This is a genomic window from Nitrosomonas sp. HPC101, from assembly GCF_009833125.1.
Taxonomy (GTDB): domain Bacteria; phylum Pseudomonadota; class Gammaproteobacteria; order Burkholderiales; family Nitrosomonadaceae; genus Nitrosomonas.
In genome coordinates, this window is record NZ_QRCC01000010.1 from 85,092 (window position 1) to 101,283 (window position 16,192).

General features: G+C 49.6%; 12 protein-coding genes and 1 pseudogene. 11 read left to right on the top strand and 2 right to left on the bottom strand.

The features are described 5' to 3' along the window. The first annotated feature begins 8 nt into the window (after positions 1-8). From ABO04_RS07425 to ABO04_RS07440, 4 genes are all read left to right on the top strand, one after another. Positions 9-485 (top strand): ParB N-terminal domain-containing protein, encoded by a 477-nt coding sequence (locus ABO04_RS07425; RefSeq protein WP_160810044.1) that lies wholly within the window; start codon positions 9-11, stop codon positions 483-485. Positions 486-524: 39 nt separating this feature from the next. Further along, entirely contained in the window at positions 525-2,639 is a 2,115-nt protein-coding gene (locus tag ABO04_RS07430; protein ID WP_240141471.1) for a TonB-dependent siderophore receptor, read from the top strand. Positions 2,640-2,716: 77 nt separating this feature from the next. Further along, positions 2,717-3,817, top strand: coding sequence for a PepSY-associated TM helix domain-containing protein (locus ABO04_RS07435; protein ID WP_160810045.1), 1,101 nt, complete (start codon positions 2,717-2,719; stop codon positions 3,815-3,817). Between the two features lie 456 nt (positions 3,818-4,273). Then, positions 4,274-7,729, top strand: a complete 3,456-nt coding sequence (locus ABO04_RS07440) for a UvrD-helicase domain-containing protein (protein ID WP_160810046.1) — start codon at positions 4,274-4,276, stop codon at positions 7,727-7,729. Between the two features lie 33 nt (positions 7,730-7,762). Here the strand turns inward: ABO04_RS07440 and ABO04_RS12110 are convergent, their stop codons facing one another. Together ABO04_RS12110 and lpxK are read right to left on the bottom strand one after the other, a co-directional pair. Next, positions 7,763-7,945 carry a Trm112 family protein gene (locus tag ABO04_RS12110; RefSeq protein ID WP_240141492.1) on the bottom strand — a complete coding sequence of 61 codons (183 nt, stop codon included), beginning with the start codon at positions 7,943-7,945 and terminating at the stop codon, positions 7,763-7,765. Positions 7,946-7,969: 24 nt separating this feature from the next. Next, positions 7,970-8,953, bottom strand: a pseudogene (gene lpxK, locus ABO04_RS07445) (tetraacyldisaccharide 4'-kinase); the annotation flags it as partial. Positions 8,954-9,142: 189 nt separating this feature from the next. Here lpxK and ABO04_RS07450 point away from each other — a divergent pair. The 7 genes from ABO04_RS07450 to lpdA are packed head-to-tail and all read left to right on the top strand — an operon-like array spanning position 9,143 to position 16,158. Beyond that, entirely contained in the window at positions 9,143-9,394 is a 252-nt protein-coding gene (locus ABO04_RS07450; protein WP_160810048.1) for an acyl carrier protein, read from the top strand. Between the two features lie 6 nt (positions 9,395-9,400). Beyond that, on the top strand, positions 9,401-10,255 hold the full coding sequence (locus ABO04_RS07455) for a hydrolase 2, exosortase A system-associated (protein WP_160810049.1): 855 nt from the start codon (positions 9,401-9,403) through the stop codon (positions 10,253-10,255). Continuing rightward, the gene (locus ABO04_RS07460) at positions 10,252-11,124 is read left to right on the top strand and encodes a hydrolase 1, exosortase A system-associated (RefSeq protein ID WP_160810050.1); all 873 of its coding nucleotides are present in this window, start codon (positions 10,252-10,254) and stop codon (positions 11,122-11,124) included. The genes ABO04_RS07455 and ABO04_RS07460 overlap by 4 nt, the downstream gene beginning before the upstream one ends. Then, positions 11,073-12,383, top strand: a complete 1,311-nt coding sequence (locus tag ABO04_RS07465) for a glycosyltransferase (RefSeq protein ID WP_240141472.1) — start codon at positions 11,073-11,075, stop codon at positions 12,381-12,383. The genes ABO04_RS07460 and ABO04_RS07465 overlap by 52 nt, the downstream gene beginning before the upstream one ends. A gap of 14 nt (positions 12,384-12,397) precedes the next feature. Further along, complete coding sequence (locus ABO04_RS07470) at positions 12,398-13,066, top strand: tetratricopeptide repeat protein (protein ID WP_160810051.1); 669 nt, start codon at positions 12,398-12,400, stop codon at positions 13,064-13,066. Between the two features lie 46 nt (positions 13,067-13,112). After that, entirely contained in the window at positions 13,113-14,381 is a 1,269-nt protein-coding gene (locus ABO04_RS07475) for a glutamate-5-semialdehyde dehydrogenase (protein WP_160810052.1), read from the top strand. Positions 14,382-14,385: 4 nt separating this feature from the next. After that, the gene (gene lpdA, locus ABO04_RS07480; protein WP_160810053.1) at positions 14,386-16,158 is read left to right on the top strand and encodes a dihydrolipoyl dehydrogenase; all 1,773 of its coding nucleotides are present in this window, start codon (positions 14,386-14,388) and stop codon (positions 16,156-16,158) included. Positions 16,159-16,192: the final 34 nt, after the last annotated feature.

Consider the following 16,192-nt stretch of genomic DNA (forward strand, 5'->3'; position numbering starts at 1 on the left):
GATTAACGATGCTCTGTTCGCTGCCTATTCATTTTATACACGTCAAACGGGTTCGCCCGAACGAGTGTCATTATTCCAATCACGCAGCAGCCCTGGCAGACACCATTTTGCGCGAACAGCTCTGGCGTATCCCTATCGCTGTGGAACGTGCCAGCCTTGCTGTCATGGATGGTCATCATCGCCTGGAGGCAGCGCACCAGCTCGGGCTGAAATATATCCCCTGCCTGTTACTTGATTACAACTGCGTAAAAGTGGATGCAACGCGTCAGGGTTACCTGGTCAATCCACATGAAATCGTGCGTCGCGCCAGGAATGGAGAGTTATACCCGCCGAAAACCACTCATCACTGCTTTCCATCACCCTTTCCCATTTGCAATATTTCAGTGTCATTGCTGCAGGATTCGGCAATTACATCTGTTTTGCCTGTGCCCGCCATGCGTTTCATGGCGGGATACGAAACCATGTATGCCAACGGCCACGGGTAAGCAATATTTGAACCACATGTCAGGATTTCAGGATTTAACATGAAAGAGCTATTAATAACCATGAAAATTAATCTATACCCGGTAATCGCTGTATTTGCATTAATATCCTGGGTTCAGCAGGCAGAGGCTGAATCCAGTCAAGTTGAAACAGAGCAAAAATTACCAGCCGTAACCGTGACTGGAGAACGGATAGGAAGTTTCAATTCTGATTTTGTTCAGGTCGGAACATTCCGGGATATGGCACCAATCGATGTGCCACAAACCAGTAATGTAATCACACGAGAAGTACTCGATGCACAGGCTACAACCGGCATATTTGGCGCATTGCGCAATACGGCAGGAGTCACGCGTTCGCAATTGAGCGGTTCGACTTATGACAATATTGCGATTCGTGGCATTCTGGTGGAGAACCGCAGTAATTATCGGCTCAACGGATCTTTGCCGATTATTAATCTGATCGATATCCCCATGGAAAACAAGGAGCGTGTTGAAGCACTCAAAGGCGCTTCATCCCTGTACTATGGTTTCGTGCCGCCATCCGGCATCGTTAATCTGGTAACCAAGCGTGCGGGCAAGGATCCCGTTTCAAATGTCTCGTTGATGGCAAATATGTATGGAGGTATAAACGGGCATGTTGATCTGGGGCGACGTTTCGGCAGTGACCGGCAGTTCGGGGCACGCATCAATCTTCTCGCCGGGCGCGAAGATATTGGTATTCACAATTTTTCCGGTCACCGCGCCCTTGTATCAGGCGCTTTCGACTGGCGGATAACGGATAAATTTTCCGTCAAGTTTGATGTAGAGCACTACCGCAAGGAAGTTTCTGAGCAGGCAGCCATTCGAGCTCCTGCTGCAATCAACGGTGTTATAACCTTGCCATCTGTTCCGGATGCGCGCCTCAATCTCGCTGGGAAATGGCAAAAATATGATGCAAGCGCAACGAATCTGCTGCTTCGTGCAGATTATGCAATCAGCGACAATTGGGGACTGCTATTCGAGATTGGCAGAGCGGAAACCAGGCGGGATCGCAATTTCTCCCAGTTTCAGAATTACGACCTTGCTACCGGCAATGGGACTTTGCGTACCTTCTTTAATCGTGGCCAGCATTGGGATAATCAGAATATTCGTACTGAAGTATTTGGGCGATTTCCTGGCCAGATTATTACCCATGAGGTATCTCTAGGGTTTACCGGCAACGAGCGCAAGCAGAACCCCCGCACCTCATCCATGTTCGATACTGCGCAGAATCTATACGATCCCATTGATATTGCACGGCACTCTCCCACCGTTCCATTTAGTGCAAATCGATCAAAAATAACAGATTGGGGTGTGTATATATCCGATCGGATCCTGATCGGCAGCAAATTACAAGCTATGCTGGGAGTGCGCAGCAGTTTCTATGAAAGCACTGCCAAAACGACTCATTACAAGGCCGACAGGATCAATCCGTCATTTTCCTTGATGTACAAACCCATTCCTAACGTATCAGTGTACGCGAGCTATATCGAGGGTGTCGAAGAAAGCGGACAGGCACCCTCCAACCGTGCCAACAGTGGAGAAATCCTGGCACCGGCAGTATCGAAGCAGAAAGAGGTTGGCGTCAAGGCACTGGTCGGGCAAGGCATATTGCTTCAAGTGGCATATTTCGACATCAAGCGCGCTTCAACATCCGTAGATACGGCCAATCGTTTTGTTCTCAACGGTATGGCTCAGTATAGCGGCTTTGAGTTGTCCGCTTCTGGCGAGGTGACGAAACAATTATCACTCATCGGATCGGCCCTGTTTATGGACTCAGAACAATTGAACAAGGCCAATGCCAGTACATTTGGCAAAATCCCGGATAACACACCGAAACGCACAGCCAGTCTCTTTGCAGAATATCGTCCGGACAGCATACCCGGACTGGCGCTCAGCGGTGGCGTGTATTACGTAGGGAGACGACCTGTGGATAGCGCCAATCAGGCCTTTGTAGATGATTACGCAACACTTTCCCTGGGTGCACGCTATATGACCCGTGTTGCAGGCAAGCGCGCCACAATCCAGGCAGTTGTGGATAACGTAACCAACAGCAATTACTGGAGTACCGCAGGTAACGGATTACTGGGTGTTGGTGCACCTGTCATGTTCAAAATTGCATCCCGGGTCGAATTCTGATTGCCAGATTCCAGCAATATACTTATGAAATCACAAGATGCATCCATCCATACTTAATACCCAAAGAGGTATTTGCCATGAAAGTTCGGAAAATTATCTTCTATCTTCATCTTTATATCGGGTTGATAGCAGGGTTATTTATGGTGCTGGCTGGATTGACTGGTAGCATGATTGTGTTTCGAGAGGAGATTGAAACGCTTTTACATCCTGAATTGATGAAAACAGTGGCGGACGGCAAGCGGGTTCCGCTAGAAACTGTGCTGAATACAGCCAGGAAAGCCTATCCCGAAGACACTATTTTCTCTGTTCGCATGCCATGGACACCAGAACAGACTTACCTGCTGAAAATGAATGAGCCGCATGGTTTATTCGTTTATGTAGATCCTTACAGTGGCGAACTGCTGGGTGCCCATCGGCAGGAAGATACTTTTATGGGGTGGGTTACCCTGGTACATACTGAACTTCTTGTTGGAGAGCGTGGTAAAACCATTCTCGGCGTTAGCGCTCTGCTGCTCATTTGCATGAGTATCACCGGCTTTTTTCTATGGTGGCCACCTAATGGAAAGGGAATGGGGAAATTTGCGCGAGGCTTCAGGGTCAGTTGGTTTGCGCCGCGGAAAAAAATGATTTTTGATCTGCATCGCGCATTGGGCGCCTACACTATTGTTTTTCTCCTGATTGCGGCCTTTACTGGCGTTTCCCTTGTATTCAATAAAACCATACAGACTCTTACTAATTTTGTGACAGCAAGTGCGCCAATACCCGGACCACCGCATTCCGATCCTCTCAATGCCGGAAAAATGACTCTTCCGATAGATACTCTGCTGCACCAGGCTGACAGCAGCCTTTCCGGACCAGCTACATGGATCAGTTTTCCACAGACGCCACAAGCACCTGTGGTGGTACGCAAAAAAATGCCTGAAGAATTCAATCCGAATGGAAAAAGCTTTGTTTATCTCGATCAGTACACTGGGGAAGTGTTGCGTATTGAAAATGCCTTGGCAGCACCCTTGGGTACCCGGATTTATAATTTCTTTTATCCCCTCCATATTGGAGTGCCAGGAGGAACATTCACCCGAATTTTGCAGGTCATCACAGGACTTTCGCCTCTCATACTGTTTATTACCGGCTATCTCATGTGGAGAAACCGGACGAAAGCAAAAATATATAAAATGTAAAATTCTCGGCGTTGTTTACAGTATTTATGGGAATACTGTAAATGGATATACACAAACGAGGCCGTTTAACATTACTGGATCGCCAGGAGATCTGGCGATCTTTATCAAACCTGGTTATGGAAAGTAATATATCTTGCAGAACGCTTCCATGTCAGCTGATCAGTCATTTATGAGGTGCTGAAGCGGCCCTGTGACAGCACCAGCCAGCAATTCAGGGCACTTCAAACGTCTGGCCAGGCGTTAAACAAATTTACGGCACTGGACAGAAATTCACACATGTTAAACGCCCCAAACCAATGACAAAACTGAGCGGGTCATTTGTACTCTCATGGAAATGCGACACAACAACATCCTGTTTGAGAACATCACTGATCGTACATTCAGCTATTTTGTTTTATCAGCTTCTTACGTGACAAAACGAGATCTGATTGTTTTTCCATTAATCTGATTGAAATAATGAACACCATCTCGCAGCTGGAAATCCCGGATCTGGTTGAGCGCTTGCAGGCGCTTGATCCGGCGGGTTCCTTTATCGTTCAGGCGCCGGCAGGATCAGGCAAGACAGGATTGCTGACGCAGCGGTTTCTGGTGCTGCTCGCTACGGTAGAGGAACCGGAGGAAATCATTGCTATTACGTTTACGCGTAAGGCGGCCAGTGAAATGAAGCGCAGGGTTCTGCAAGCCTTGCGTGATGCAAATGACGATGTAGTGCTGCCACAGGATGTGTATCAACGCCAGTTTCAGGCGCTAGCCAACCGGGTGCTGGCGCATGATCAGGTACGAGGTTGGCAATTGCTGCAAAATCCGTCACGTTTGCGTATCCAGACGATTGATTCTTTGTGTGCCTGGCTGGTTGATCGTATGCCGGTGAGTTCCCGGCAAGGTGCCTTGTCATCAGTGGCAGAGGATGCGGACCCGTTGTATCTGGAAGCCGCGCGTCTGACAGTCGAGGCATTGGAAGAAGAGAGCGAATGGACCGCAGCGATCGAACATTTGATCCGTCATCTGGACAATCGTCTGGATAGATTGCAGCGTCTGATTGCCGATATGCTGGCACGGCGTGATTTGTGGTTGCGGCATGTCATTGATGCAGCTGATTCGATTGACATGCGTGAACGCCTGGAATCGGCACTGACGGATCAGGTTATAGCAGTTCTAAGAAAACTGGCTGAATCGTCGCCAGCAGATTGTCAGGCAGAGATTATCGAGCTGATGCAGTTTGCTGCGCAAAATCTGACTGAAGCTGATCAGGATGATTCGATGCTGCGCTGGCCCGGCCAGGCGCTTGAAGATCGTCCTGTTTGGTCAAGGGTCGCAGATTTTTTACTCACCCAGGCAGGAGAGTGGCGTAAACAGGTAACGAAGACGAATGGATTTCCTGCGCCATCGGTGGTACGCGATGCCGCATTAAAGGAACGTCTGAGTGGAATGAAGCAGCGAATGACTGAATTACTGTCCACTTTGCAGGAAAAGGAAGTATTCCGACAGCATTTGCTGTCGTTCAGGCAGCTGCCACCGGAGCGCTATGCGGATGAGGAGTGGGAAACGCTGCAGGCCCTGTTCAGCTTACTCAAGGTGGCTGCCGGGTATTTGCTGCTGGTTTTCCGGCAGCATGGTCAGGTGGATTTTGCCGAGATTGCCATGGCGGCCGTCCGCGCACTGGGTGAACCGGAAATGCCGACGGATCTGGCGTTGGCGCTCGATTACCGTATTCGTCATATTCTGGTGGACGAATTCCAGGATACGTCTTCCAGTCAGGCGGAATTACTTCAGCGGCTGACTGCCGGCTGGCAGGCTGGGGACGGTCGTACGCTGTTTCTGGTGGGGGATCCGATGCAATCCATCTACCGCTTCCGGCAAGCCGAAGTGGGATTGTTTCTGGATATTCGTGATCGCGGATATTTTGGCCAGATTCCAATAAAATTTCTGCAGCTTTCCGTCAATTTTCGCTCACAGCAAGCGGTTGTTGATTGGGTCAATCGCTATTTTTCGCAGATATTGCCGGATGCCGATGACGTCAGTACCGGAGCCGTATCATATGCAGATTCTGTAGCGTTTCACGCAGCCTCTGGCGGGGAGGCAGTCAAAGTTTATCCTTATCTGCACAGAGATGATCGGGCTGAGGCAGAGCAGGTGGCGGCGATCGTAGAGCAGGCGAGGGCTGTGCAGCCAGATGGCAAAATTGCCATCCTCGTGCGTAATCGCGGTCATCTTGCGAGTATCGTTGCTCGTTTCAGGCAGGAGGGTTTATCTTTTCAGGCGGTGGAAATCGAACACCTGGCGCAGCGCACGGTGATTCGGGATTTGATGGCATTGACCCGGACTCTGGTGCATCCGGCTGATCGCGTTGCCTGGCTGGCATTGCTGCGTGCGCCGTTTTGCGGACTTTCTCTGCAGGATTTGCATACCGTTGCCAATATATTGCCGGAGCATGTGCTGATTGATTCGCTGCGTGCCTGTACCGGTTCAGGCACTTTGAGTGAAGCAGGGTGCCAGCAGGTAAACAGGGTGCTGCCGGTTGTGGAGCAGGTGCTGATGCTGTACGACAGAATGTCATTAAGAAGATGCGTGGAGGGCGCATGGATCAACCTGGGAGGATCTGCCTGCATTCGGGATGAAACCGATCTGGCGGATGCTGAAGTTTATTTTCAGTTGCTGGAAGATTTCGATGTCACCGGTTACCGGCCGGATGTACAGGAGTTAGATGAACAGCTGATTCGGTTGTTTGCTTTGCCGGATGTGGCGGCGGATGACTCGTTGCAGCTCATGACGCTGCACAAGGCGAAAGGACTGGAATTCGATACCGTAATTCTGCCGGGGTTAGGTAAATCTCCCCGACGAGATCAGGAAAAGCTGCTCAACTGGCTGGAGTTTCGCGATCAGTCACAGCGTCCCGGTTTGTTGTGTGCACCGATCAGTGCACCGGGAAGCGACAAAAATCCGATTTCTGCCTGCATCCTGTCTGAAGAAAGAAAACGGTCTGCGCTGGAAGAGGCACGGTTGCTGTATGTGGCGGTCACCCGGGCGAAACACAGTCTGCATTTGCTGGGGCATCTCAAAATCAATCCAGAGAAACTGGGGAATGGTGCGTTGAGTCCACTGGAGGATACCCTGCTGGCAAAATTGTGGCCTGCTGTGGCAGCAGATTTTCAGGCGCGATTGAATGAAGTTGGAGCTGCAGATTTACCAATGCCTGATGTTGATGCAAGTTTGCAGCTTGTCAGCCGGGTATGCCTGACACCGGATTGGCACTTGCCACTGCCGCCTGAAGCTGTTCGGGTTTCAATGCATCCAAGCAAAAATAGTAGTGTAGAAGAACGGGTGGATTTTGATTGGGCAGGTGAGCCTGCACGATTGATTGGGGTGGTCGTGCATCGCCTGTTGCATCGTATCGGGGTGATGGGTATCGAACATCTGGATCAACAAACCCTGGATGGTTTGATGCAGGCAGGGCGTTCGCTGCTCATGCAATCCGGTATCGCACCTCAACACTTGAAGGCCGCTGTGCAGCTGGTTTCACAGGCGCTCAGGATAATGTGCATAGAGGATGAAACAGGCCGCTGGATTTTGAGCAATCAGCATCAGCATGCTCACTGTGAATGGGCATTATCCGTTGCGGCAGGCCATTTAACTTCCATCAGCATTATTGACAGAACCTTTGTAGATGCGGCAGGAGTGCGCTGGATTATTGACTATAAAACGGGATCCCATACCGGCGGAGGTGTCGAGGAATTCCTCGACCGGGAACAGTTACGTTACCGGCCGCAACTGGAGCGTTATGCAAACACATTGCGAAAAGTAGAGCAGCGACCTGTTCACCTGGCAATTTATTTCCCGTTGCTGGGAAAATGGAGAGAGTGGATCCCGGCTGCGGAAGTGTCTGCGGAACGGCGGAGTCAGCAACCGGAGTGATCTTGGAAAGAAGGAGATGGCGGAAAAGTCTGCCTATTTGATTTCTTCTTCTTCCGGCAGCCTTCTTGCTTCATCCTCTAGCATGACAGGGATACCGTCCCGAATGGGGTAGGCCAGCCGATCTGCCTTGCAGATCAGTTCAGACCGGTCTTTTTTGTAGATAAGCGGGCCTTTGCATAGCGGACAAGCCAAGATGTCCAGGAGTTTTGGATCCATGAATTTTTCTCTCAGTTTCTTCAGTATGATTTCGCGTAATCCGAGGTCAATACGATATTCCTGTTGTAAAACCCAGATACGTTCGTCGCGTAGACTTAGGTATTTTACTGCATCTTCTTCCGGTACCAGGATGATTTCAGCTTCGCCGAACTGGAAATCCTTCGCGATGAAATGATGATTTCCGGAAAAAATGTGGGAAGTGACCGTCAATTTCATGAATTTCAGGTTGTCCAGAAAATTTTGTGTATCTGGATCGCAGACAATCGCATGAATACGTTTGTTTGCAAGTTCTGCTGCACTGACAGTTAATTCAGGCTGTAATAGGTTGAAAAAACGCTCTTTGAGCGGTGTGATATAAAATATTCTGATTCCTTCGTCGATATCCGGGATTTGTCTCTGATGCCCTGCTTGTATAATGGCATTGGAATGTTTTAAGCGGGCAAAGCTGTCCCGTAGCGGCCCGGCAGGCATGATCAGGCCATTCCCGGAATTAATAACGCTGGTGTCAACAATGACGGCTTCAAAATCGCGTTTCAGACGGAGATCCTGTAAGCCATCGTTACAAATCAGTACATTACATTCCTTATGTGCCTCCAGCAGTGCTTTTGCCACTTCTATCCGGTCGTGGCCGATCCATACCGGGCAGGTTTCACGCAGGTAATAGGCAAGCCGTAATGATTTTTCACCAACAAGTTGAAGAGGGCTGTCGATGGTTACTCTCATTGGCGGGTGATAATTGTCGGTGTAGCCATGGCCGATGATTCCAGGCCGTAATCCACGTGCTCTCAGCATGTTGGCTATCTGAATAATGAGCGGTGTTTTAACCAGACTTGCAGTAGTGATGCTGTCAATAACAATCACCGGCACAGGGAGCGGAATCGAAGTCAGTATCTCGTGCCGGTAAAGATAGCGTCGAATGGACTGAAACAGAACGAACAGCAAGCTGACCGGCCACAAAAGAAGGTGTAGCGGAGTAATGCGCTGCCAATACAGTTCTGACCAGTTCATGAGGTGATTGGGATGGTTAGGCTTTGAAGACTATTTATTGTCAACTAACTGTAACACCATCCTGTTCAGTGACTCAATATTAAATAAATAGTTCTACAGCTGTGCTGCGGGAGCGATCAATTCGGCATATTCTAAAAAACTGTCTTAAAATGCCGCTGATATTAAGCAATAGCCTTTTGTGGAGTAATTATGCAACATCTTGAAGCAGTAAAAAACATTCTGGGGGATGTGTTAGCCCTTGGAGAGAGAAAACATGCATTGGTTGCCAGTTCTGTTCTGCTCGGAAATATCCCTGAACTGGATTCAATGGCAGTAGTCAACGTGATTACTGCGCTGGAAGAATACTTTGATTTTTCAGTGGATGATGATGAAATCAGTGCGCAGACTTTTGAAACACTCGGAAGCCTGACGCTTTTCGTTGAACATAAATTGTCGCACTGAAAATGTATGGATAATAACCCACCGGCTGAACCTTTTTTTCTGGATGCCTCGCCTGGGAAACGTTTTTGTATTTATCATCCGCCGGTCGGGAATCCATTGAATCAAGCACTTCTCTATATTCATCCGTTTGCCGAAGAAATGAACAAATCCAGGCGTATGGCTGCTTTGCAGGCCAAGGCATTTGCGACAATGGGATTTGGCGTGCTGCAGGTCGATTTGTACGGTTGCGGGGACAGTGAAGGAGATTTTGGGGAGGCTACCTGGGCGATTTGGAAGGAGGATATCGCATACGCCAGCCAATGGCTGATGCAACAAGGATTTGCATCGGTTCACTTCTGGGGGGTGCGGTTGGGAGCCTTGCTGGTACTGGATTATGTAAACAATGAAGAGGCGAGGATTGATCCGGTGAAACTGGTGCTCTGGCAGCCTGTTGTCAATGGCAAATCGTTTCTGACCCAATTCTTACGCCTGAAGCTGGTGAATAGATTGATGTCGGATGATATGGGTAAGACCGAAAATGTACAGGATTTTCGTGAAAAACTGGGAGCGGGTGAGGCGCTTGAAATCGCAGGTTATACCTTGTCTCCTGCAATGGCCGCCGCAATTGATGCATTGAGGCTGGATCAGCTGGTCGTTGAAGGCAGTGAGGTGTATTGGTTTGAAATTACACCTGATGCCGAGCGTGGGCTTTCTCCAGCCAGTACTTCAGTCGTGGAGGCATGGAATCAGTCTGGTATTTATCCAGAGGTCACGCTCATACCCGGGTTGCCGTTTTGGGCGACTCAGGAAATCAGCGAATGTCCGGAGCTGTTGATGGCTACTGCCAGGACATTTGAATCGTTTGCCGGAATCCCGGCATGAATTTTCAGGAACAGGCGTTACGTTTTCACTGTAGGGGTGACTGGTTATACGGTATTTTGAACATACCGCAATCATCCTCTGCGCGTGGTGTGCTGATTATCGTCGGTGGACCGCAGTATCGCGTTGGCAGTCATCGGCAGTTCGTATTGCTTGCACGCTATCTGGCGGAACGAGGCATTCCTGTCATGCGTTTTGATTTTAGGGGAATGGGTGACAGTGATGGTGAGATGCGGACGTTTGAGCATGTTGGAGAGGATTTGCGCAGTGCCGTCAATGTTTTTTTTGATGCATGCCCTTTTCTGAAAGATATTGTAGTTTGGGGGCTGTGTGATGCGGCTTCAGCTGCTTTGTTCTATGCGCACCAGGATCAGCGGATAAGCGGACTGGTGCTGTTGAATCCATGGGTTAGAACGGAGCAGGGTATTGCCAAAGCTTACTTGAAGCACTATTACCTGCAACGTTTGCTTGAGCCGGAATTCTGGCAAAAGCTACTGAGTGGAAAATTCAATCCGCTGCTTTCCATCTGGTCTTTATATGAGTTTGGCAGAAACAGCTTGTGGAGTGGGAAAGAGCCGGTTGTATCGGAGGATGGGGGCGAATCACTGTGTGATTTGACAGCGCCTTTGCCAGAACGTATGTTGGATGGCATGAAGCGTTTTCAGGGAAAAATACTGGTCATTACCAGTGGAAATGATCTGACAGCGCGCGAGTTTCTGGATCTGGTCGATTCATCGAAGCCTTGGCAGGCTACGATGAGAACGAAGCAGACAGAACTTTTCCATATGGAAAACGCCAACCATACTTTTTCCACACGTGAATGGCGCGACCAGGTGGCAGAGCTGACCGCAAACCGGGTGCTGTCATGGTAAAACGGGTGTTGATGATTGCCTATCACTTTCCACCAATGCATGGCAGCAGTGGTATGCAGAGGACATTGCGTTTTGCTCGCTATCTGCCTGATCATGGCTGGGAGCCGATTGTCCTAGCACCTTCGCCACGTGCTTACCAGCAGACTGATTCCGGCCAGCTGACGGATATTCCAGGGCAGGTGCGCGTTTATCGGTCGTTTGCGCTGGATACAGCCAGACATCTGACCTTGATGGGGCGATATCCGCGTGTGCTGGCTTTGCCGGATCGCTGGATCAGCTGGTGGTTGGGTGCAGTACCAATGGGATGGTATCTGATCAAAAAATATAGGCCGGATGTGATCTGGTCGACTTATCCCATCGCAACGGCACATCTGATAGGATTGAGTTTGCATCGTCTGACAGGTATTCCGTGGGTGGCTGATTTCAGAGATCCGATGGTGCAGCCAGATTATCCGCCCAATCCGTCGATTTATCGTGCTTATGAACGGGTTGAAAATAAAACGATTGAGTACTGCTCGCGCGCGGTTTTTACGACACCCGGTACGCTCAAAGATTATCAGACAAGATTTTCACATGTTCCGGCGGCGCGATTCCATCTGATAGAGAATGGATACGATGAGTTCAGCTTTACTTCGATCGTTCGCCCGATGGATCAGGTTGCCAGAACGGGTCGGATTACGCTGCTGCACAGTGGAATTATTTATCCATCGGAGCGCGATCCAACGTGTTTGTTCTCAGCTTTGTCCGTGCTATTGAAACGGAATGTCGTCAGTGCTGATAGTTTGCATATTATTTTGCGTGCTTCGCATCACGAGGCTTATCTGCAATCGCTGATCAACCGTTTTGAAATCGGAACAATTGTTTCTCTTGCTCCTCCTGTTTCTTACAATGAGGCGCTTGCAGAAATGGTGGCGGTTGACGGGTTGCTGATTCTGCAGGCGGCCAACTGTAACAATCAGATTCCTGCCAAGCTGTATGAATATCTGCGTGCACAACGACCCATTCTGGCTTTGACCGATCCGACTGGTGATACAGCGGAAAAGCTGCGCAGCGTGGGGATTGATACAATTGCGCCTCTGGATTCAGAGAAAGCGATCATGGAAGGTTTGAGCCAGTTTATGACTCTTATAAGAGAAAACAGGGCGCCGATTGCGCCAATGGATAAAATCTTGTCTAACTCGAGGGAGGCAGGTGCTAAAGATCTATCCAGGCTGCTGAGCATTCTCGGAGAAGAACCAGCAGGTTACATTGAATTTTAGAAGGCTGAAAATTTATGAAAACTCTGTTGGTTTTTGTTATGACGGTGCTATTTCTTACTTCGCCATCATTAGCGGTTGCGGTAAAAAAAGGAATTTACTGTGGAGAATTGAAAGGGGTGTGGTATGGTCCATATGATTATATGGAGCGGTTCGCGTATTCGCATGAACTGAACCTCGTGGAACGCCATCATTTTACACCCAAAGTAGAAAATTTGATTGACGGTGAATCAGGTCCTCTCGGCGGAGATTTGAATTATACGCTTCACTCCTGGCCGAATCATCATCGTGCACTGGCCTCACTGGTCAAATATTCGATTAAAGAGAAGTCCACTCGTATTCCGCATATGAAATATCCGATTGAGTGTTACTTCGACCGGGCGATCCGTATGAATGCGAAGGATGCACAGGTTCGGTCGATTTACAGTGCATTTTTATCTCATCGTGGTCGCAACAAAGAAGCGCTTGAACAACTGGAAGTGGCGGCTGATCTGCAGCCCGACAGCGCAACGATTCTCTATAATCTTGGTTTGATGTATTTTAAACATAAAAATTATGATAAGGCCAGGCATTATGCCGAGCAGGCGTATGCACTGGATTTTCCTTTGCCTGGCCTCAGAAACAAATTGATCCAGGTTGGAAAGTGGCGCGGAGCGAAACCAAAAGGCTCCGGTTCCGGCAAATAACTGGATGACCTGAATGCTCTATTAGTCTTAGTAAATCAATATTTACATGGAAAAAAACGGAAAGATACAGGCTGATATGCAAGCTCTTGGGCGTGCGGCGCGTGCAGCAGCGCGAGCGATTGCGAGAGCGGATACTGCTGTTAAAAATTGTGCACTCATTGCGATGGCTCAAGCCATCCGCCGTGATGAGGTATCGCTGCTGGCAGCCAATGCTGCAGATGTGGTGCAAGCCAGAAACAAAGGGATCGAGTCTGCCATGATAGATCGCCTGACATTGACTTCGAAGGGAATCACAAGCATGGCAGCAGGTCTGGAGCAGATTGCTGCACTGCCTGATCCGATCGGGGCGATGACGGATCTGGATTATCGGCCATCTGGTATCCAGGTCGGCAAAATGCGAGTACCGCTGGGGGTGATTGGTATCATTTACGAAGCACGTCCAAACGTGACGGCGGATGCGGCCGGTTTATGCCTGAAGGCGGGCAATGCTGCAATTTTGCGTGGAGGATCTGAAGCGATACAAAGCAATCAGGCAATTGCTGCTTGTGTGCGGGAAGGGCTCAGAACAGCTGGCATGCCTGAGCAGGCTGTGCAGGTAGTGGAAACGACTGATCGCGCTGCAGTGAGCGCACTCATTACCATGAGTGAATATGTGGATGTAATTGTTCCGCGTGGCGGTAAGGGATTGATTGAGCGAATCGCCAATGAGGCACGTGTTCCCGTCATCAAGCATCTGGATGGTGTGTGTCACGTTTATGTTGATTTGTCGGCCGATCTGGAGAAAGCCGTACGTGTTGCAGATAATGCGAAAACACAGCGGTACGGGACATGTAATACCATGGAAACGTTGCTGGTGCATACCGGCATTGCTGCACAGTTTCTGCCCCGTATTTGCAGAGTTCTTCTGGAAAAGGGAGTGGAGTTGCGGGGAGATGAAACTGTTTGTGCACTTGTTACCGGGATGAAGCCAGCGGTGGAGGAAGACTGGTACGCTGAATATCTTGCACCGGTACTGAGCATTCGCGTCGTGGCGGATATCGATCAAGCTATTACACATATTGCCACCTATGGATCACAGCACACTGATACCATAGTGACTGAAGATTATTCACGTGCTCGCCAGTTTCTGCGCGAAGTTGATTCCAGCTCAGTCATGGTGAATGCATCGACCCGTTTTGCTGATGGATTTGAGTATGGTCTTGGAGCAGAAATCGGGATTTCCACAGACAAGCTGCATGCACGTGGTCCGGTGGGACTGGAAGGATTAACCAGCCAGAAATTCATCGTGCTGGGTGATGGTCATATCAGAGAATGAAACGATGACACAATCAATAAAAGTAACTTTGCCTGATATTGGCGATTTCCAGGAGGTTCCGGTAGTAGACGTTCTGGTGAATCCAGGTGACGAAGTCGAGCAGGAAACGCCGTTGCTGGTACTTGAAACCGATAAGGCATCAATAGAAGTGCCGGCTCCACAGACGGGTATTGTGCGGGAGGTGCACGTCAAGACGGGTGATAAAATTTCACAAGGCTCACTCATCGTCACTTTGGAAATCAAGGAAGCAGATACTCAGACAATTTTAACTACACCATCTGATGATACGAGCAGGGCTGACAACCGGCCAGCCGCTCTGGATACGGAAACACCCGTCGAGAGCGTTGCATCGATTCCGGTAACTGCTCGTGGAGAAATTCAAGCTGAAGTGGTTGTACTGGGAGCCGGTCCAGGCGGCTATACGGCGGCGTTCCGGGCGGCTGATCTGGGTAAACAGGTGGTGTTGATTGAGCGTTATCCCATGTTGGGTGGCGTGTGTCTGAATGTGGGTTGTATTCCTTCCAAGGCGCTGCTGCATGCTGCAAAAACGCTTACGGAAGCGCAAGAAGCAAATTTGTACGGTATTCATTTTGGGCACCCTGAAATCGATGTTGACAAGCTGCGCTCATGGAAAGAATCGGTGGTGGGCAAGCTGACCAAAGGGTTGTCGATGCTTGCCAGGCAGCGCAAGGTAACCGTCATCCAGGGTACGGGTAAATTCGTTGATCCGCATCTGATTGAAGTTGAAACACCGGATGGAATCAAAACAGTTTCGTTCGATTATTGTGTCATTGCGGCCGGATCCAGTGTAGCGCGTATCCCGGGGCTTCCTGCGGATGAGCGCATCATCGATTCGACTGGTGCGCTGGCGCTGACAGATATTCCGGAACGCATGCTGGTTCTGGGAGGCGGGATCATCGGGCTGGAAATGGCGACGGTTTATCATGCACTGGGCACCAGGATCAGCATTGTGGAGCGGATGGCGCAGCTCATTCCGGGGGCCGATGCGGATCTGGTCAAACCGCTGTACAAAAAACTGAAAACAGAATGTGAAGCAATTTACCTCAATACCAGTGTCAGCCGGATTGAAGCGGATAAAGAAGGGCTGCAGGTATTTTTTGAAGGTGAACAGGATCCGGAGCCGCAACGCTATGATCGGGTGTTGGTGGCGGTTGGACGTCGACCAAACGGAAAACTGATCGATGCCGGGGCTGCCGGCGTCAATGTGGATGAACGTGGATTCATTCCAGTGGATAAGCAGATGCGAACCAGCGTTCCCCACATTTTTGCAATTGGTGATATTGTTGGGGATCCCATGCTGGCACATAAAGCATCCCATGAAGGCAAGATTGCGGCAGAAGTCATTGTTGGGCACAAGGTTGCATTCGATGCCTGCACTATTCCCTCGGTTGCCTATACTGATCCTGAAGTGGCCTGGATGGGATTGACAGAAACTGAAGCCGGGAAGCAGGGTATTGCCTATGAGAAAGCGGTATTTCCCTGGGCCGCCAGTGGCCGTGCCATTACCATGGCGCGCGATGAAGGCATGACCAAGCTGCTTTTCGATAAGGATACAAAAAGAATCCTGGGAGCTGGCATGGTTGGGTCGCATGCGGGGGAACTGATTGCGGAAACTGTACTGGCGCTGGAAATGGGTGCAGACATGCAGGATATCGGACTCGCGATCCACCCCCATCCTACTTTATCCGAGACCATTTCATTTTCCGCCGAAATAGCGGAAGGCACGATCACTGATCTATATGTGCCGAAGAAATGAAAGCGAAGCAGCCAATGCCTGGATAGTTTTTTTC

What these genes read in the sequence shown, in the direction of transcription:
- ABO04_RS07425 (WP_160810044.1), top strand. Translation starts at nt 9, where the DNA reads ATGCTCTGTTCGCTGCCTATTCATTTTATACACGTCAAACGGGTTCGC.
- ABO04_RS07430 (WP_240141471.1), top strand. Translation starts at nt 525, where the DNA reads ATGAAAGAGCTATTAATAACCATGAAAATTAATCTATACCCGGTAATC.
- ABO04_RS07435 (WP_160810045.1), top strand. Translation starts at nt 2,717, where the DNA reads ATGAAAGTTCGGAAAATTATCTTCTATCTTCATCTTTATATCGGGTTG.
- ABO04_RS07440 (WP_160810046.1), top strand. Translation starts at nt 4,274, where the DNA reads ATGAACACCATCTCGCAGCTGGAAATCCCGGATCTGGTTGAGCGCTTG.
- ABO04_RS12110 (WP_240141492.1), bottom strand. Translation starts at nt 7,945, where the DNA reads ATGGATCCAAAACTCCTGGACATCTTGGCTTGTCCGCTATGCAAAGGC.
- ABO04_RS07450 (WP_160810048.1), top strand. Translation starts at nt 9,143, where the DNA reads ATGCAACATCTTGAAGCAGTAAAAAACATTCTGGGGGATGTGTTAGCC.
- ABO04_RS07455 (WP_160810049.1), top strand. Translation starts at nt 9,401, where the DNA reads ATGGATAATAACCCACCGGCTGAACCTTTTTTTCTGGATGCCTCGCCT.
- ABO04_RS07460 (WP_160810050.1), top strand. Translation starts at nt 10,252, where the DNA reads ATGAATTTTCAGGAACAGGCGTTACGTTTTCACTGTAGGGGTGACTGG.
- ABO04_RS07465 (WP_240141472.1), top strand. Translation starts at nt 11,073, where the DNA reads ATGGCGCGACCAGGTGGCAGAGCTGACCGCAAACCGGGTGCTGTCATG.
- ABO04_RS07470 (WP_160810051.1), top strand. Translation starts at nt 12,398, where the DNA reads ATGAAAACTCTGTTGGTTTTTGTTATGACGGTGCTATTTCTTACTTCG.
- ABO04_RS07475 (WP_160810052.1), top strand. Translation starts at nt 13,113, where the DNA reads ATGGAAAAAAACGGAAAGATACAGGCTGATATGCAAGCTCTTGGGCGT.
- lpdA (WP_160810053.1), top strand. Translation starts at nt 14,386, where the DNA reads ATGACACAATCAATAAAAGTAACTTTGCCTGATATTGGCGATTTCCAG.